General features: G+C 35.5%; 15 protein-coding genes and 1 other annotated feature. Of the genes, 13 read left to right on the forward strand and 2 right to left on the reverse strand.

What is annotated here, in order from left to right:
• Nucleotides 1-9 precede the first annotated feature (9 nt).
• A complete protein-coding gene (gene clpB, locus KDN24_RS08450) occupies nt 10-2,610 on the forward strand; it encodes an ATP-dependent chaperone ClpB (RefSeq protein WP_409974427.1) in 2,601 nt (866 codons plus the stop codon).
• 77 nt (nt 2,611-2,687) lie between these two features.
• Here clpB and KDN24_RS08455 read toward each other — a convergent pair whose 3' ends face one another.
• On the reverse strand, nt 2,688-2,879 hold the full coding sequence (locus KDN24_RS08455) for a DUF2929 family protein (protein WP_409974428.1): 192 nt from the start codon (nt 2,877-2,879) through the stop codon (nt 2,688-2,690).
• 147 nt (nt 2,880-3,026) lie between these two features.
• On the opposite strand from KDN24_RS08455, the gene KDN24_RS08460 reads away from it, so the two are divergent.
• The 12 genes from KDN24_RS08460 (at nt 3,027) to KDN24_RS08515 (ending at nt 15,725) form a co-directional block, all read left to right on the forward strand.
• On the forward strand, nt 3,027-3,851 hold the full coding sequence (locus KDN24_RS08460; RefSeq protein WP_491348375.1) for a Rossmann-fold NAD(P)-binding domain-containing protein: 825 nt from the start codon (nt 3,027-3,029) through the stop codon (nt 3,849-3,851).
• A gap of 142 nt (nt 3,852-3,993) precedes the next feature.
• A complete protein-coding gene (locus KDN24_RS08465) occupies nt 3,994-4,959 on the forward strand; it encodes a BMP family ABC transporter substrate-binding protein (protein WP_409974430.1) in 966 nt (321 codons plus the stop codon).
• Nucleotides 4,960-5,157: 198 nt separating this feature from the next.
• Nucleotides 5,158-6,090 (forward strand): beta-ketoacyl-ACP synthase III, encoded by a 933-nt coding sequence (locus KDN24_RS08470; protein ID WP_409974431.1) that lies wholly within the window; start codon nt 5,158-5,160, stop codon nt 6,088-6,090.
• 94 nt (nt 6,091-6,184) lie between these two features.
• A complete protein-coding gene (gene fabF, locus KDN24_RS08475; RefSeq protein ID WP_409974432.1) occupies nt 6,185-7,423 on the forward strand; it encodes a beta-ketoacyl-ACP synthase II in 1,239 nt (412 codons plus the stop codon).
• Between the two features lie 235 nt (nt 7,424-7,658).
• On the forward strand, nt 7,659-8,444 hold the full coding sequence (locus tag KDN24_RS08480) for a DUF2268 domain-containing putative Zn-dependent protease (protein WP_409974433.1): 786 nt from the start codon (nt 7,659-7,661) through the stop codon (nt 8,442-8,444).
• 348 nt (nt 8,445-8,792) lie between these two features.
• The gene (locus KDN24_RS08485) at nt 8,793-9,812 is read left to right on the forward strand and encodes an ABC transporter ATP-binding protein (protein ID WP_409974434.1); all 1,020 of its coding nucleotides are present in this window, start codon (nt 8,793-8,795) and stop codon (nt 9,810-9,812) included.
• Entirely contained in the window at nt 9,799-10,731 is a 933-nt protein-coding gene (locus KDN24_RS08490) for an ABC transporter ATP-binding protein (protein WP_409974435.1), read from the forward strand. Before KDN24_RS08485 ends, KDN24_RS08490 begins: the two co-directional genes overlap by 14 nt.
• A 5-nt stretch (nt 10,732-10,736) precedes the next feature.
• Nucleotides 10,737-11,699: an oligopeptide ABC transporter permease gene (gene opp4B, locus KDN24_RS08495; protein WP_409974436.1), complete on the forward strand. Its 963-nt coding sequence runs from the start codon at nt 10,737-10,739 to the stop codon at nt 11,697-11,699.
• A gap of 31 nt (nt 11,700-11,730) precedes the next feature.
• Entirely contained in the window at nt 11,731-12,645 is a 915-nt protein-coding gene (locus KDN24_RS08500) for an ABC transporter permease (RefSeq protein WP_409974437.1), read from the forward strand.
• A 20-nt stretch (nt 12,646-12,665) separates the two neighbouring features.
• Complete coding sequence (gene opp4A / locus KDN24_RS08505; protein ID WP_409974438.1) at nt 12,666-14,564, forward strand: oligopeptide ABC transporter substrate-binding protein; 1,899 nt, start codon at nt 12,666-12,668, stop codon at nt 14,562-14,564.
• Nucleotides 14,565-14,678: 114 nt separating this feature from the next.
• Nucleotides 14,679-14,885, forward strand: coding sequence for a YuzI family membrane protein (locus KDN24_RS08510; RefSeq protein WP_409974439.1), 207 nt, complete (start codon nt 14,679-14,681; stop codon nt 14,883-14,885).
• A 93-nt stretch (nt 14,886-14,978) separates the two neighbouring features.
• Nucleotides 14,979-15,725 (forward strand): YjbA family protein, encoded by a 747-nt coding sequence (locus tag KDN24_RS08515; protein WP_409974440.1) that lies wholly within the window; start codon nt 14,979-14,981, stop codon nt 15,723-15,725.
• 26 nt (nt 15,726-15,751) lie between these two features.
• Here KDN24_RS08515 and trpS read toward each other — a convergent pair whose 3' ends face one another.
• Nucleotides 15,752-16,741, reverse strand: a complete 990-nt coding sequence (trpS, locus tag KDN24_RS08520; RefSeq protein WP_525931276.1) for a tryptophan--tRNA ligase — start codon at nt 16,739-16,741, stop codon at nt 15,752-15,754.
• Nucleotides 16,742-16,870: 129 nt separating this feature from the next.
• Nucleotides 16,871-17,106 (reverse strand) — a binding site (T-box leader).
• Nucleotides 17,107-17,273 lie beyond the last annotated feature (167 nt).

The raw sequence follows: 17,273 nt of genomic DNA on the forward strand, positions 1-17,273 counted from the left end.
GGATGAGTGATGGATTTAAACCGTATGACGGAGCGAATGCAGGAAGCGTTTATGAATGCCCAAACATTAGCCATACGTAATCAACATCAAGAAGTGGATGATGTCCATTTATTTATTTCACTTATGGAGCAAGAAAATAGCTTAATCGCTTCTATTTTGAAAAAGATAAATTTCTCAACAGAAAAATTTGTTGAACGTTTAAATGTAGCATTGCGAAAAAAAGCACAGGTAAGTGGAAGTGGCATTGAACAAGGTAAACTTTATATTACTGGAGTTCTCCATCGAATATTGGCAGATGCAGAATCCATTATGAAAAATTACGAAGATGAGTATTTATCTGCTGAGCATGTATTGTTGGCAGCAGTGGAAGTAAATCAATCAGAAATTGCTAATATACTTAAAACTGAACATATAGATCTGAAAAAACTTGAACAAGCCATTGGGGAGATAAGGGGAAATCAAAAAGTGACTAGCCAAAACCCTGAAGCAACATATGAAGCACTAAAAAAGTATGGCAGAGATTTAGTAGCTGAAGTAAGAGCTGGTAAAATGGATCCAGTAATTGGTCGAGATAGTGAAATTCGAAATGTCATACGGATTCTATCTCGAAAAACGAAAAATAATCCTGTACTGATTGGAGAACCGGGAGTTGGAAAAACAGCGATTGTAGAAGGTCTGGCACAAAGAATTGTTAGAAAGGATGTTCCAGAAGGTTTAAAAGATAAAACCATATTTTCCCTCGATATGAGTGCGTTAATTGCCGGGGCAAAATTTAGAGGGGAATTTGAAGAAAGATTAAAAGCGGTCTTAAATGAAGTGAAAAAAAGTGAAGGTAGAATTCTGCTTTTTATCGATGAGATTCATACAATTGTTGGAGCTGGAAAAACAGAGGGAGCGATGGATGCAGGTAATATGCTGAAGCCTATGCTTGCGAGAGGAGAGTTGCATTGTATTGGTGCAACGACACTTGATGAGCATCGTAAGTATATTGAAAAGGACCCAGCATTAGAGAGACGCTTTCAGCAAGTATTAGTTCAAGAACCAGATGTTGAAGATTCAATTTCGATTTTACGTGGATTAAAGGAAAGATATGAAATTCACCATGGTGTCAATATTCATGATCGTGCCCTTGTTGCTGCCGTAACTTTATCTAACCGGTACATTTCTGATCGTTTTCTTCCTGATAAAGCAATAGACTTAGTCGATGAGGCATGTGCGATGATTCGAACTGAGATTGATTCAATGCCTTCCGAATTAGATGAAGTAACGAGGAGGGTCATGCAATTAGAGATTGAAGAAGCTGCATTAAGAAAAGAAAGTGATGAAGCAAGCAAATCAAGGCTGGACCTTTTACAAAAAGAATTAGCTGAACAAAAGGAAAAAGCGCATTCCATGAAGGCGAAATGGCAGTTGGAAAAAGAGGCAATCCAAAAAGTTCAGGAAAAAAGAGAACTTCTTGAAAAAATGCGCCGTGAGCTTGAGAAAGCTGAAAATGACTATGATTTGAATAAAGCAGCCGAGTTACGCCACGGAAAGATTCCTGCATTAGAAAAAGAATTAAAAGTGCTTGAAACCGAAGTAAATGTAAATAGCGCTGATCGTTTATTAAAGGAAGAAGTAACAGAAGAGGAGATTGCAAGCATTGTTGCTAGATGGACAGGCATTCCTGTTGCAAAGCTCGTCGAGGGTGAGCGAGATAAGCTTTTGCGACTTGAGAGTATTTTACAAGAACGAGTGATAGGGCAAGATGAAGCTATCCAGCTCGTATCTGATGCTGTTCTTCGTGCAAGAGCAGGTATTAAGGATCCAAATCGTCCAATTGGCTCATTTATCTTTCTTGGTCCAACAGGTGTAGGGAAAACGGAGCTTGCTAAAGCACTTGCACAAAGCTTATTTGATAGTGAGGAACAAATCATTCGGATTGATATGTCTGAATACATGGAAAAGCATGCCGTTTCAAGACTGATCGGAGCACCCCCAGGCTATGTAGGCTATGAAGAAGGAGGTCAGCTTACAGAAGCAGTAAGAAGAAAACCGTATTCTGTTATCCTACTTGATGAAATTGAAAAAGCACATCCAGAAGTATTTAATATCCTTTTACAAATGCTTGATGATGGACATATTACAGATTCTCAAGGACGAAAAATAGATTTCAAAAATACGGTCATTATTATGACATCAAATATTGGTTCACAATTATTACTGGAACGCGTTGAAGAGAATGAGTATATTAATGAAGAAACTAGGAATAAAGTTTTGACCCTTTTAAGAGGTCATTTCCGTCCTGAGTTTTTAAATCGGGTAGATGAGATTACATTATTTAAGCCATTAGCTTTAAATGAAATTAAAGCAATTGTCTCAAAGCTTGTAAAAGAGCTGCAGGAAAGATTGTCAGATCAACATATTGTTCTAAAGATTGACGAATCTGCTAAAAATTTTATCGCTGAAAATGGGTTTGATCCTAACTTCGGTGCAAGGCCTTTAAAGCGATATATCCAACGAAATGTTGAAACAAAATTGGCTCGAAAAATAATTGCTGGTGAAATAAAAGATTTTAGCGAAGTGAATATTATCGTTGAAGAAGGCGAAATCAAGTTGGAAATACGTTAATCGATACTGTGTCGTCGTAAAAAATTAATAAAAATAAAGGTATCCCATGATATGGGATACCTTTATTTTTATTAATTTTAATTTAAGCTTTCTTTTTCAGTTGGACCTTCAGGAATAATAGCTGAAATCACAAAAATTAATATTGTCATAACCACAGCTAAAATGGAACCAGTTTTAAAATCAAAAGCTTCTCCTAACATTGAGCTTACAACATATGTGACCATTTGAATTAGAAGGAAAGTCCAAAAAAATGTAAAAAAGTATTTCATCATTTTCACCTCTACAAAATAACATCCCTATTTATCTTACCATAAGCTTTAAAATTAATAAACATGTCTTTAAAAAGCAAATTATGAAGAAATAAAGCAAAGTTTTGTAGCATAGGATACAGTGAGAATGTTCTAGGAGGCTTTCGGATGAACAAGGCGGTTATTTTTGGGTCATTTGAGTTTTTAGGATTTCATTTTTGTACAAGACTGCTTGAACAAGGATATGAAGTGGTTGCAATTAATGATGAAAGCCTAGAAAACGAGCCCTTTTTTGAAGAAAAACGAATGACAATTGGTAGAAATGCAAATTTTACTGAAATAAATAGGATTAATGAGTTATGTAAAGCAAATATTACGGATCAATCTGTAATGATCATTAATTATTATGATTATTTTATTGAAAGCAAGCTGAGTTTTTTTGAAAAAAGCGCTTTCTTCGAAACATTTATTTTAAGCAATTCACAACGGATTAAAGACACAAATTCAAAAATGATCAAGATTTTGCCAATCCAATGGATTCAATCTAGAGAGCTTGAGAAAATTCAATTTAACCATCATGACATTCCTTGCCATAATATTTATATACCAACTATTTATGGACCATGGCAGCCAGCAATATTTATGTTCCAACAAGCGATTTTGAAAGGTTTACAAAAAAAAGAATGCTTATCTTTAAATGAGCGAGAGTGGATACATGATGCGATTTATGTAGAGGATGTTGTTGAGTCAGCATTAGAAATTATTGATTTACCTCCTGCTTCTTTCATATTAGAAAGTGAAACAAAGGACCATTGGTTGAAGTGTGCACAATTTCTTTCAATTCCATTAACAAAAATAGAAGAATTAAACAATGAGAACGTAATAGAAAAGAGAGAAATCAACGTAAAATTAATAAAAAGTTCTATTCCAATTAGAGAGGGAATTGAAAGACAAAAAAAGCATTGTATGTTTTTTTTGGAAGGATATCTTTAACTAATATGGTAAAAAAGACTTTTCCTTTTTAAACGGTAAAGGGTAGAATGGGTATAGTTGGGCCATTTATCCTGAATCTAAAGGTTTTAATAGATTAAGGAAGAGAGTGATTTGATTTAAACCGAGAGGCGGAAGGAAGAAGATGGATAACCTAATAAAAAGATATGGGCTTCTATTTTTATGCCTTCTTTTATTAGCCTCCTGCGGACAACAAATGTCTAAAGATAAACTTCAAAAAGCAGGATTATTAATCCCTGATACGGTTAATGATCAAGTATGGGGAACAAAAGGCTATAAAGGAATGTTAAAAATTCAATCGAAATATAATGTGGAGGTTTACTATAAAGAAGGGATGAACTCATTGCTTGTTGTTGAACGAGCAATTGAAGAGTTTAATCAGAAAGGCGTTAATCTTATTTTTGGTCATGGAAATGAGTTTGCTGATTATTTTAATGAGATTTCTAATAAATACCCAAATATCCATTTTATTAGTTTTAATGGGGATGCCAAAAATTCGAATACAACAAGTTTAAATTTTGAAGCATATGCCATGGGGTTTTTTGGTGGTATGATCGCAGGGCACATGACAAAAACGAATATGATAGGAATTATTGCAGCGTATGAGTGGCAGCCTGAAATTGAAGGATTCTATGAAGGAGCTAAATATCAAAATAATGATGTTAAGGTATTCATTGAATATGTAGAAAATTGGGATGATAATCAAAAAGCAAAAATGCTATTAGATAAACTTTTGGCAAAGGATGTGGATGTTGTTTATCCTGCTGGAGACGGATATAATGTACCCGTAATAGAAAAGGTAAAAGAAAAAGGTCGTTATGCAATTGGTTATATTTCAGACCAGTCTGATCTAGGTGAATCTGTCGTATTAACTAGTACTGTTCAACATGTTGATGCTTTATATGAGCTAGTTGCCGAGAAATTTAATAAAGGTGAATTGCAATCAGGGAATCTATTTTTTGATTTTCAAGATGATGTTATTTCGCTTGGTAAGTATAGTTCGAATGTAGACCCAGAATATATTCAAACGATTGACGAAGCGATTGAAAATTATAAAAAAACGGGGAAATTACCGAATGAATACGAATAGTAGTTGTAAAAGAGGAACTGGCCATTTTGTCGGTTCCTCTTTTAATTAAGCTATGTTTTCCTAAGAAAATGTTGCATCTTCGATTAGTTTTTTGATAAAATTAGTACCAAGTCATAATAATTGATAATAAAATGAAATATGTATAGTTAACATTGTTCAAAAGCGCTTTAAGTGAAAAAAGAAAAAGGAGTGGGTATAGTGAATGCTGGAATTATAGGAATCGGCAGATGTTTACCAGAGAAAATCTTAACAAATAAAGATCTTGAAAAAATGATGGATACTTCAGATGAATGGATTCGTTCAAGAACAGGCATTGAAGAAAGAAGAATTGCTGATGATGAGACAAATACTTCAGATTTAGCATATGAAGCAGCTAAAAAAGCGATTGCCGATGCCGATATTACACCCGAAGACATCGAAATGATTCTTGTTGCTACAGTTACACCAGATCGTCCATTTCCATCAGTTGCAACGATTCTTCAAGAAAAATTAGGGGCATTCAATGCTGCTGCAATGGACGTTAGTGCTGCTTGTGCTGGTTTCATGTATGGTATAATAACGGCAAAACAGTTTATTGAGAGTGGAACATATAAACATATTTTAGTAGTCGGTGTTGAAAAACTTTCAAAAATTACTGATTGGAATGATCGGAATACGGCTGTTTTATTTGGTGATGGAGCTGGAGCAGCAGTCATAGGTCCTGTTTCAGAAGGAAGGGGAATTCTCTCTTTTGAGCTTGGAGCAGATGGACGAGGTGGCAAACATTTATATCAAGAAGATTATATTGTGATGAATGGACGAGAAGTTTTTAAATTTGCTGTTCGCCAGATGGGAGAAAGCTGCATCAACGTGCTGGAAAAGGCAGGACTCAAGAAAGAGGATGTTGATTTTCTTATTCCTCATCAAGCAAATATTCGAATAATGGAAGCATCGAGACAAAGACTTGAGCTTCCTGAGGAGAAAATGTCAAAAACCGTCCATAAATATGGAAATACATCTGCAGCTTCTATTCCAATTTCGATTGTAGAAGAATTGGAAGCTGGAAAAATTAAAGATGATGATTTAATTGTGATGGTTGGCTTCGGTGGGGGCCTAACATGGGGAGCTATCGCCATACGTTGGGGCAAATAAACCATATTCGCTCAACCATCTTTCAATGGCATAGCTATATATTCATAAACACAGTATTAACACTTTTATTATTTGTGTAAAGGAGTTTTATAAAATGGATAAAAGAAGAGTTGTCGTTACGGGAATTGGTGCTGTAACACCACTTGGAAATAATGCAGAAACTTCATGGAAAAATATAATAGCAGGGGTCTCAGGAGTAGGGCCGCTAACTAGAGTAAATGCAGATGAATATTCAGCTAAAGTAGCAGCTGAATTAAAGGATTTTAATGTAGAAGAATTTATCGATAAAAAAGACGCACGGAAAATGGATCGCTTTACACATTATGCAGTAGCAGCTTCATTGATGGCTGTTCGTGATGCAGATTTAATAATTAATGATGAGAACGCTCATCGTGTTGGAGTATGGGTTGGTTCTGGTATAGGTGGAATGGAGACATTTGAAAATCAATATGAGACATTTTTGAATCGTGGCTATCGAAGAGTAAGTCCGTTTTTCGTACCGATGATGATTCCTGATATGGCTACAGGGCAAATTTCTATTACTTTAGGTGCTAAAGGCTTTAACTCATGTACTGTAACTGCATGTGCAACAGGTACAAATTCAATTGGAGATGCATTTAAAGTCATTCAGCGTGGAGATGCAGATGCCATGGTAACAGGCGGTGCAGAGGCACCGATCACGAAAATGTCTGTAGCGGGTTTTTGTGCTAATACTGCTCTATCTACAAATCCTGATCCGAGTACAGCAAGCCGTCCATTTGATAAAAATCGAGATGGATTTGTCATTGGGGAAGGAGCAGGGGTTGTTGTATTAGAAGAACTTGAACATGCGTTAGCTCGCGGCGCAAAAATTTATGCTGAAATCGTTGGGTATGGTGCTACTGGTGATGCTTACCATATTACGGCTCCAGCTCCAGCTGGTGAGGGTGGAGCAAGAGCAATGAAAATGGCAATAGCAGATGGCGGCTTAGCACCGGAAGAGATTGATTATATTAATGCCCATGGGACAAGTACAGACTATAATGATAAATATGAAACAATGGCAATAAAAGAAGTATTTGGTGAGCATGCCTATAAACTAGCGGTTAGTTCAACGAAATCGATGACAGGTCATCTTCTTGGAGCTGCGGGTGGAATCGAAGCTATTTTTACAGTATTGGCTTTAAAGGAAGGGATTTTACCACCGACTATCAATTATGAGACACCAGATCCAGAATGTGATTTAGATTATGTGCCAAATGAATCAAGAAAGAAAGAGATTAAAGCTGCGATAAGCAATTCATTAGGTTTTGGCGGTCATAATGCAACGATTGCATTTAAAAAATATGAATAATAGGCAATACGAATGCTATTTTGAGACTAAATCAATGTGATTTAGTCTTTTTTTATGGCAAAAGGAAAAAGTTAATGTTTATGTTGCTAAAAGATGAGTGTAGAACTAGTGGATTAAAGAACAAATATAGCCCTATCTCATAAACTATATTGGATGTTTTTTTAGAAAAACTCGATTAACAGACTCAAACTAAATTTATGAATATAAAATGTCAAGGGGATGGGCGCATGGGGTAGTGAGGACAGATGAATGGCTTGAAGGGAATTTTCGTGACCCGATAAAAATTTGTCAAAGACTGCAAAAGGTATTTGCAGAAGAGAATCCGCAAAAAATATATCATTACTTGATGACTTTTGGAATGTATAAACCAAATCGCCAAACTTATAATCACTTTGAAAAATTAAAAGAGCAAAAAATGTGGGAAAAAATTAAAAAAATATATTTAAAATATAAACGGAAATGGAATGGCCCAAATGTAGAAATTTATCTCTTTCCAATAGCAGCAAAGAATAGCATTTTTTCAATATCAGAAAATGTGAAGTCTGGAATTGCATTCAAAGATAAGATCTTTCTATTCATTACTCCATTTAAAGACGAGACCGAATTAGAAGCATTGTTCGTCCATGAGTATCATCATACTTGCAGACTTATTAAGCAAAATAAACCATTAGAAGAGCTAACGTTACTAGATTCAATTGTGTTGGAGGGGCTTGCAGAATATGCTGTTGAAGTCTGTTGTGGTTCTAAATATCGAACAAAATGGTGTACTTATTATTCTAGAAAAGAAATAACCTATTTTTGGAAAAAATATATTCAAGATAGGCTCGAAATAAAAAAGAATAAAAAAATTCACGATGAAATTCTATTTGGACGAAAAAATATTCCACAAATGCTCGGTTATGCAGCAGGTTATGAAATCGTTTCCATTTACAAAGAAAGAAATAATTTAACAATGAAAGAGTCATTTTTATTGCCGTCTGAAAATTTTATTTTAAGAAAAGAAATACTATTTAAATTATAATAGAAGCCTTGTTATATGATTGCTTTTATCAGATTTTTCCTTTTGAAAATAACTGAAAAATAGGTATTTTTTAAAAATTTCGAAGTGCGTTTTTATAAGAAAAAGCAAAATATTTTAAAAAAATCTTGAATTCGTAATCTTTCTGTAATAATATACTATTAAATAACGGATTATTTCCAACAAAGATAATAATTAGTATTTTTGTAAAAAGTTATTTCCGTATATTAAAGAGTAACTAAAGTTGCTCTTTTTTTAGACTACTAGATGACTTTATTTGTTTTTTTTTGGTTAATTATCCGAAAATTCAAGGAAATGAATGAATTGATTTAACTTTTAAGGGTGATAAATTTGAGTGAAAAATTACTAAAGATTGAAAATTTGAAAACATCATTTCGGATTAAGGATGAATACTATGCAGCAGTAGATGACGTATCCATAACGGTAAAGAAGAACGAGCTGCTCGCCATAGTCGGTGAATCTGGTTGTGGAAAAAGTGCTTTAGCGTTCTCAATAATGGGTCTTCATCGGAATGCGAAGGTAGATGGTAGTATTTTGCTTAAAGGCAAAAATATTGCTAATATGTCAGTTTCTGAGCTTAACAAATTACGTGGGAAAGATATAGGGATGATTTTCCAAGACCCACTCAGTGCCTTAAATCCATTAATGATTATCGGAGACCAAATTAGTGAAGTGTTAACAAATCATAATAAAAACCTTACTTCGGGTAAAAAGAAAGAAAAAGTGATTGAGCTTTTAAATAAAGTTGGAATCCCTCGTCCAGAGTATACATATGAGCAGTTTCCGCATGAATTATCCGGTGGAATGAGGCAGCGTGTTGTCATCGCGATGGCAATCGCGAATGAACCGGAATTACTAATTGCTGATGAGCCTACAACAGCACTAGATGTGACGATTCAATCTCAAATTCTTGATTTAATAAAAGAACTTAAAGAGGATTCGAATGCAGGGATTATTCTTATTACACATGATTTAGGTGTTGTGGCTGAAATGGCAGACCGAGTAGCAGTCATGTATGCGGGTCAAATTATTGAAATTGCAGATGTGTACACATTATTTGAAAATCCTTTGCACCCATATACGAGGTCATTATTAAATTCAGTTCCAAATTCACATGAAGCACAAGACAAGCTTCATGTCATTCAAGGAATCGTTCCTTCGTTGCATAATTTACCGCGAAATGGCTGCCGATTTAGTGCAAGGATTCCATGGATTGATGAGTCCTTTCATGAGAAAGACCCCCAGCTTCATGAAGTAAGCCCAGGACATTTCGTTCGTTGTACATGCTATAAGAATTTTTACTTCCCTCATGAAAACAACAAGGAGGATACGCATCATGGAGTTTCTTAAAGTAGAAAATTTAAAAGTCCATTTTCCAATTCGCGGCGGAGTTTTTGGAAGAACGGTTGGACATATTAAAGCGGTTGATGGTGTCTCTCTTGAAATCGAAAAAGGAAAAACGTATGGATTAGTTGGTGAATCCGGATCAGGAAAAACGACGACAGGGAGAGCCATCATCGGTCTAAACAATATTACGTCAGGCAAAATTACGTTTGAAGGAAAAGACATAACAAATATTAAAAAAGTTAATAAGAATACGAAAAGAGATATTCAAATGATCTTTCAAGATCCATACTCTTCCTTAAACCCCAAAAAACGTGTGCTTGATATCGTTGCTGAGCCGCTTAGAAATTATGAAAAGCTGACGAAAATGGAAGAAATTAAACGTGTACAAGAATTAATGGAGCAAGTTGGACTTAGTCCTGAAAGTATCATTAAGTACCCACATGAATTCTCGGGTGGGCAGCGTCAGCGCATTGGAATCGCTCGAGCAATTGCTCTAAAGCCAAAACTGATTATTGCGGATGAACCTGTTTCAGCACTAGATGTATCTGTACAAGCTCAAGTATTGAATTTTATGCAGGATATTCAGAAAGAATTAGGGCTTACTTATTTGTTTATTAGTCATGACCTTGGCATTATTAGGCATATGTGTGACCAGATCGGGATTATGTATAAGGGAAGATATGTTGAGCAAGGAACAGCAGACGATATCTTTAATAATCCGCAACATATTTATACGAAACGACTTGTTGCAGCGATTCCTGATATTGATCCGCGAAAAAGAGAGGAACAACTAGAGTTCCGCCAACAAGTTAAGATTGAATACGAAAAAGCCTATAATGATTACTTTGATGACGAAGGTTTAGCATTTAAGCTACAGCCCGTTTCTGATACTCATCTAGTGGCAATGCCTGAGAAAGGTTGAATGGTATGTGGAAATTTACTTTACGTAGAATAATGATTATGATTCCTCAAATATTTCTTTTAAGTGTTTTTATATTCATATTAGCGAAACAGATGCCAGGTGATCCGCTTACTGGTCTAATCGATCCAAGTGTTGACCCTGCATATATTGAAGCGAAGCGAGAAGCACTGGGAATAAACGACCCATGGTATACGCAGTATTGGAAGTGGATCTCGGGAGCGGTACAAGGAGATTTAGGCCAATCATTTCATTATCGAATGCCTGTTACTGAAATAATTGGTCAGCGGTTAGTAAATACATTTTGGCTAGCATTAGCAACATTAATTTTAACTTATTTAATTGCTATACCACTAGGAATAACAAGTGGACGCTTCAACGATACTTGGGCAGACAGAACGATCACAGGCTATACATATATCGGTTTTGCAATGCCAATTTTTATTTTTGCATTAGTCATGCTTTGGATATTTGGATTTAAACTTGGCTGGTTTCCAACAGGTGGTAGTGTCAAACCAGGACTAACACCTGGGACATTCGAATATATTATGAGTAAGATTAATCATTTGCTGTTACCTGCCTTGTCGTATGCATTAATCACAACCGTTTCGACAGTTCAATATTTGCGAAGTGAGATCATCGATACAAAGCAAAAAGATTTTATTTTAACGGCTAGGGCAAAAGGTGTTGCAGAATCAAAAATTTACAATCGCCATATTTTAAGAAACTCATTGCTGCCAATTGCCGCCTTTTTAGGCTTTGAAATTACAGGCTTAATTGGAGGATCAATCTTTATTGAGAGTATCTTTAGTTATCCTGGCATGGGGCAATTATTCTTAAGCTCTATTAGTCTACGAGATTATAGTGTTATGACATCAATTGTTCTGTTATTTGGCATCACGACGATTTTGGGTGCTTTATTATCAGATATTATTTTAAGTCTTGTTGATCCACGTATTCGTATTAAATAGAGCATTTGAGATACTTAAGAGGTGATTACAATTGGAATTAGAAACAAAAAATATTGATATCGTAAATAAAAGTCAAGAGGATGAGAGAAGTCCTTCTGGTTGGCGTATCGTTTGGCGTGAAATTGTTCGAGATAAATTAGCTTTAATTTCGTTAATTTTCCTCATTGCTGTAATAACATTTGTTTATGGAATCGCCCTGTTTTTAGACCAAGAGGAAATTGTGACCGTCGATTTATTTTCGATTCATAAACCGCCTTCAGCTGAATTTTGGTTAGGAACCGATTATGGCGGTCGTGATATATTTGGCCAATTAATTATTGGGACAAGAAATTCATTGTCAATTGCATTTATCGTAACCATTTTAACTGGAATCATTGGGATTACAGTTGGGATCGTCTCCGGTTATTTTGGTGGAGTGATTGATAACATCTTAATGAGAATTGTCGATTTCTTTTTAATCCTACCGTTTTTAATGATTGTTATTAGCTTTGTAGCGATCGTTCCGAAATATAGTATAGTCTCTTTTTCATTAATTATGACAGCATTTTTATGGATGGGGAAAGCGCGGTTAATCCGCTCGAAAGCGTTGCAAGAAAAAGAGCTTGAATATGTTCAAGCCTCGAAAACACTTGGCTCGTCCCATTTGAAAATAATTTTTACACAGCTATTGCCAAATATTACATCGTTAATCATAGTGACGATGACATTAAATTTAGCAGCAAATATTGGCTTAGAATCAGGGCTTTCCTTCTTAGGATTTGGTTTCCCTGAAAGCACACCAAGCCTTGGGACATTAATTAGCTATGCGCGAAATCCGCAAACATTGGAGTATCGCTGGTGGATTTGGGTACCTGCATCATTGCTAATCTTAGTATTGATGTTAAGTATAAATAACGTCGGTCAAGCACTTAAACGTGCGACTGATGCTAGACAAAGAAGAGGATAAGAAAGGGAGGTTTTCAATTAATGAAAAAAAGAAGTATGAGTAAAGCTCTGTTTGCTTTGCTGCTTGCATTCATGCTTATTTTATCAGCATGTTCGAAAGATGATGCAAAACCAGCTACAACTGAGCCAAAAAAAGAGCAAGGTACAGAAGAAAAAGGAACAGATGCAAAAGAGGATGGCCTATTCTCGATTGATGATTTTAGCAACATCAAAACTAATGAAGGAACAGCAATTGATGGCGGTATACTTAAATACGGCCTCGTATCTGACACACCATTTGAAGGTACATTGAATTATGTCTTCTATTCTGGTAATCCTGATGCAATGGTTATTCAGTTTTTTAATGACTCTTTATTAGACTGGGATGCAAACTATGTATATACGCAAGATGGTGCTGCAACATATAAAGAAGATCCAGAAGTATCACCAGCTGTTCTTGCAACATTGCCAGAAGATGTAGCGAAAGAAGTAGCTGAAAAAGGCGTAACTTTCACATTTACAATAAGAGATAACGTAAACTGGCATGATGGTCAGCCAGTAACAGCAGAAGATTGGTTGTTTGCTCATGAAATAATTGCAAATAAAGACTATGATGGTCCACGTTATGGGTCAGATTTCACGCAAATTGTCGGCATGGATGAATTCCATGAGGGTACAGCTAAAACAATTTCAGGTATTGAAGTAGTAGATCAAAAAACAATGAAAATTACGTTTAAAGAAGCAACTCCATCCTTGCTAACTGGTAGTATTTGGACCCATCCATTAGCTAAACATATTTTTAAAGATATTCCGGTAGCAGATATGTCGAAATCACCAGCAGTTCGCCAAAATCCAATTGGATTCGGAGCTTTTAAAGTTGATACAATCACACCTGGTGAGTCTGTGACTTATGTTAGAAATGATGATTATTGGCGTGGGGCTCCAAAGCTTGACGGAGTTGAATTAAAAGTTATCAATGATAGTGTCATTGTTCAAGCTTTAGAAAAAGGCGAAGTTGATATGGTAGATAAATTCAATGTAGATTTATATCCAGATAATGCTAATATGCCAAATGTTGAATTTCTAGGAATTGTTGACCGTGCCTACACATACATCGGGTTTAAGTTAGGTACATGGGATAAAGAAGCAAAGAAAGTAAAATTGGACCCGACGAAGAAAATGGCTGATGTTGAGTTGCGTAAAGCAATGTGGCATGCTGTTGATAATAATGCAGTTGGTGATAAATTCTATCACGGACTACGCTGGAATGCGACAACATTAATTCCACCTTCACACCCAGAATTTCATGATAGTGAAAATAAAGGACGTGCATATGACCCTGAGCTAGCGAAGAAGATACTTGATGATGCTGGCTATAAAGACGTAGATGGTGATGGCATCCGTGAAAATAAAGATGGTGAGCCATTAGTGATTAACTTTGCTTCCATGTCTGGTGGAGATACGGCTGAGCCGTTAGCAAAATATTATATTCAAGCTTGGCAGGCTATCGGTTTAAAAGTTGAGCTTCTTGATGGACGTTTACAAGAATTCAATACGTTCTATGAGCGTGTTGGGGACAAAGGGGATGATGATCCTGAAGTCGATATTTTCCAAGGGGCATGGCAAGTTGGTATTGACGTAGATCCACGTGGATTATATGGTCCTGATGCGATTTACAACTTCTCAAGATGGGAAAATGCTGAAAATGATCGTCTATTAGCAGCAGCTGTTTCTCAAGATGCGTTTGATGTAACCAAACGTCAAGAGCTTTATAAAGAATGGCAGCAACTAATGGTTGAGGAAATCCCTGTTTTCCCAACACTATATCGCTCAAAATTAGTTCCAGTTAACAAGCGTGTTCTTAATTATGCAATTGGTGATGGAACTGGACTAAACTGGAATGATGTTCAAGTTACACAAGAAGCTCCATTTAAGAAGTAATAAGTGAAATAAGGAGAAGACTTGCAATAGCAGGTCTTCTTTTTTGTTCATTTCATATAATGAATAAAAAAGACAAGCCCAAAGGGGTTGATAGCAAATGAAGGAAGAAGAAAGATGAGCATTCGTGTGTTATTTTTATTAATTGGCTTTGGATTAGCGGTTTCTGGAGGGATTAGTACGATCGTTTACTTAAATGTTTTATCAATTGGCTTAGATTTTACTGAATATTTGTACTTTATTGCTGGTAAAATGGAATGTTATTTACTTCCAATTGGCATTATCGTTATTACTTTAGCAATTTATTTAAATGGCTACAATTAGAAATCACTTTTTTCATCTATTCATTGAGGAATAATTTTACTATTACCTGCCAATACTGAGTGACAAACAGCTTGTTGAAGTGGGGGTAGTAAAATGTTATATCTTCATGATGTTTGGGTAAACTGGTTTGAAGGGGAAGAGAATGGCTATAATGTTTGTCACTTTCATGAATGGCGGAAAGATGATGGTGTAGAACTGCTTGACCAAGTCCCTTTACTAAAAATTGATCAGAAACTATTTAATTACATTGAAAATGATCTATCAGAGCTTCCTCAACAACTTCTTGATGATATTTATCAAAAAGCATATTTGCGAAAAAATCATGAACGTGTTCAATTAGAATATTGCTTCGTTGTTTCAGATGGTACAAGCCTTCTTGCGGTTGATACGATAGGCTACAATATTCCGATCCGCAAAAGCAGATTAATTCCACGTCAAGAGCAATTAGCTTATGAAATGATCCATAATCAAAAAGCAAAACTTTATGCATTCAAAGATCAAGTCACCTCGAAAAATTTCCATATTCTTTCACCATCACCTGAGCTAATGAACGGACTCACGAGAAAGGAAAGACAATTAAAGCAACTAATGTTTATGGCGCTTGATCAATTGAAAACTTCAAAAAACGTTGCTGAAGTTCGCTATTGGTATACTGAATGGAGTCCAGAATGTTATTCCGAAATACAACAGATGGATTTCGAGCACGCATGGCTTCAACTATTTGAACAATGCAAATATGATTGGACTCAAAAGCATGAACAATTTTGCGAAAACTTGATTAAAGGACAGCCCTTTTTCGAAAAGCTTTGGGAAATGGAGCATGGTCCTCGCGTAAATTAAAAAAATGGGCTAAAATAGCCCATTTTTTACGATCTTTTTCTCCCTAATCCCATTGCATTTTCCATCTTTTTAAGCATTTTATTCGCGACTTTGCTAGCTTTCTCTGCACCACGATCAAGAATATCATCAAGCTCACTTGATTCCATAAGCGCAGCATATCTTTCTCGGATAGGTTGAAGTTCTTTAATGACAACTTCTGCTAAATCCCCTTTAAAATCTCCATATCCTTTTCCTTCATACATTCTTTCAATTTCTCCAATTTCTTTTCCAGAGAAGATAGAATAGATTGATAAAAGATTTGAAACTCCTGGCTTATTTTCTTTATCATATTTCACGATGCCTTCAGAGTCCGTAACAGCGCTTTTAATTTTCTTTTCAATTTGTTTAATATCATCAAGTAATCGAATAGATGCTTTTGAATTAGGATCTGATTTACTCATTTTCTTTGTCGGCTCTTGGAGTGACATAATTCGTGCTCCAACTTTAGGAATTCTCACTTCCGGAATTGTAAAAATATCATTATATTTATTGTTGAATCTTTCTGCTAAATCACGAGTTAATTCAAGATGTTGTTTTTGGTCTTCCCCTACTGGTACTAGATCGGTACTATATAATAAGATGTCAGCAGCCATTAATGGTGGATATGTTAATAATGCTGATGATACAGCATCTCTTCCAGCTGATTTATCTTTAAATTGAGTCATTCTTTCAAGCTCACCAATATAGGAGATACACTGCATCATCCATGCAGCTTGAGCATGTGCAGGAACTTCTGATTGGATAAATAATGTAGCTTTCTCTGGATCAATTCCAACTGCTACATATAGTGCAGCTAAACTGCGAATATTATTTCTTAATACTAGGCGATCTTGAGGGACAGTGATTGCGTGTTGATCGACGATGCAAAAATAGCAATGATATTCATTTTGAAGTTCCACAAACTGCTTTAATGCACCGATATAGTTGCCAAGAGTAATTGTCCCACTTGGCTGGATGCCTGAAAAAATAGTTTTCATTATAAATTCCTCCTTTATTAATGGCAGAAAAAGTGTAAAATGGAAAATGGGCAAAAAATTTATTCATCCTTTGAATAATATGGACAGTCAAAACGAAAATTAAGCACAAAAAGACCATTCGTCACCTAAAATAGGGACGAATGGTCCGTGTTGCCACCCTAATTACTCGAAAATGAGTCACTTTATTCCATACATGATACAAAGCTGTATGAAACCTCGATAACGTGAGGAAACGTCAGAAAAATGAATGACATTTTTCAAGAAAGCTCAAAAGTCCATTCGATTTATCCGGCTACTTGTTTACACCAAACACAAGCTCTCTTAAAACCTAAGATAAATGTACTACTCTTTTTCAGCGCCATTTACTTTTAAATAGTATTTATTAATTATAACATATTAAGAGAAAAAGCAAAGTTATTTCTTTAGTTGGAAAATAATATTAAATGCAAAAAAGAGTGAAAATTGTCGACAAATAAAGTATGTTAAACCTATGAAAAGACTAACTTTTTACGTATATTGAGAAAAAAATTTA

Source organism: Cytobacillus sp. Bva_UNVM-123 (assembly GCF_046351715.2).
Lineage (GTDB): Bacteria > Bacillota > Bacilli > Bacillales > Cytobacillaceae > Cytobacillus.

Bases quoted from the DNA above. Each gene is read 5' to 3' on its own strand.
- trpS (WP_525931276.1), bottom strand. From the start codon at position 16,741: ATGAAAACTATTTTTTCAGGCATCCAGCCAAGTGGGACAATTACTCTT.
- fabF (WP_409974432.1), top strand. From the start codon at position 6,185: ATGGATAAAAGAAGAGTTGTCGTTACGGGAATTGGTGCTGTAACACCA.
- opp4A (WP_409974438.1), top strand. From the start codon at position 12,666: ATGAAAAAAAGAAGTATGAGTAAAGCTCTGTTTGCTTTGCTGCTTGCA.
- KDN24_RS08460 (WP_491348375.1), top strand. From the start codon at position 3,027: ATGAACAAGGCGGTTATTTTTGGGTCATTTGAGTTTTTAGGATTTCAT.
- KDN24_RS08455 (WP_409974428.1), bottom strand. From the start codon at position 2,879: ATGAAATACTTTTTTACATTTTTTTGGACTTTCCTTCTAATTCAAATG.
- KDN24_RS08490 (WP_409974435.1), top strand. From the start codon at position 9,799: ATGGAGTTTCTTAAAGTAGAAAATTTAAAAGTCCATTTTCCAATTCGC.
- clpB (WP_409974427.1), top strand. From the start codon at position 10: ATGGATTTAAACCGTATGACGGAGCGAATGCAGGAAGCGTTTATGAAT.
- KDN24_RS08510 (WP_409974439.1), top strand. From the start codon at position 14,679: ATGAGCATTCGTGTGTTATTTTTATTAATTGGCTTTGGATTAGCGGTT.
- KDN24_RS08465 (WP_409974430.1), top strand. From the start codon at position 3,994: ATGGATAACCTAATAAAAAGATATGGGCTTCTATTTTTATGCCTTCTT.
- KDN24_RS08515 (WP_409974440.1), top strand. From the start codon at position 14,979: ATGTTATATCTTCATGATGTTTGGGTAAACTGGTTTGAAGGGGAAGAG.
- opp4B (WP_409974436.1), top strand. From the start codon at position 10,737: ATGTGGAAATTTACTTTACGTAGAATAATGATTATGATTCCTCAAATA.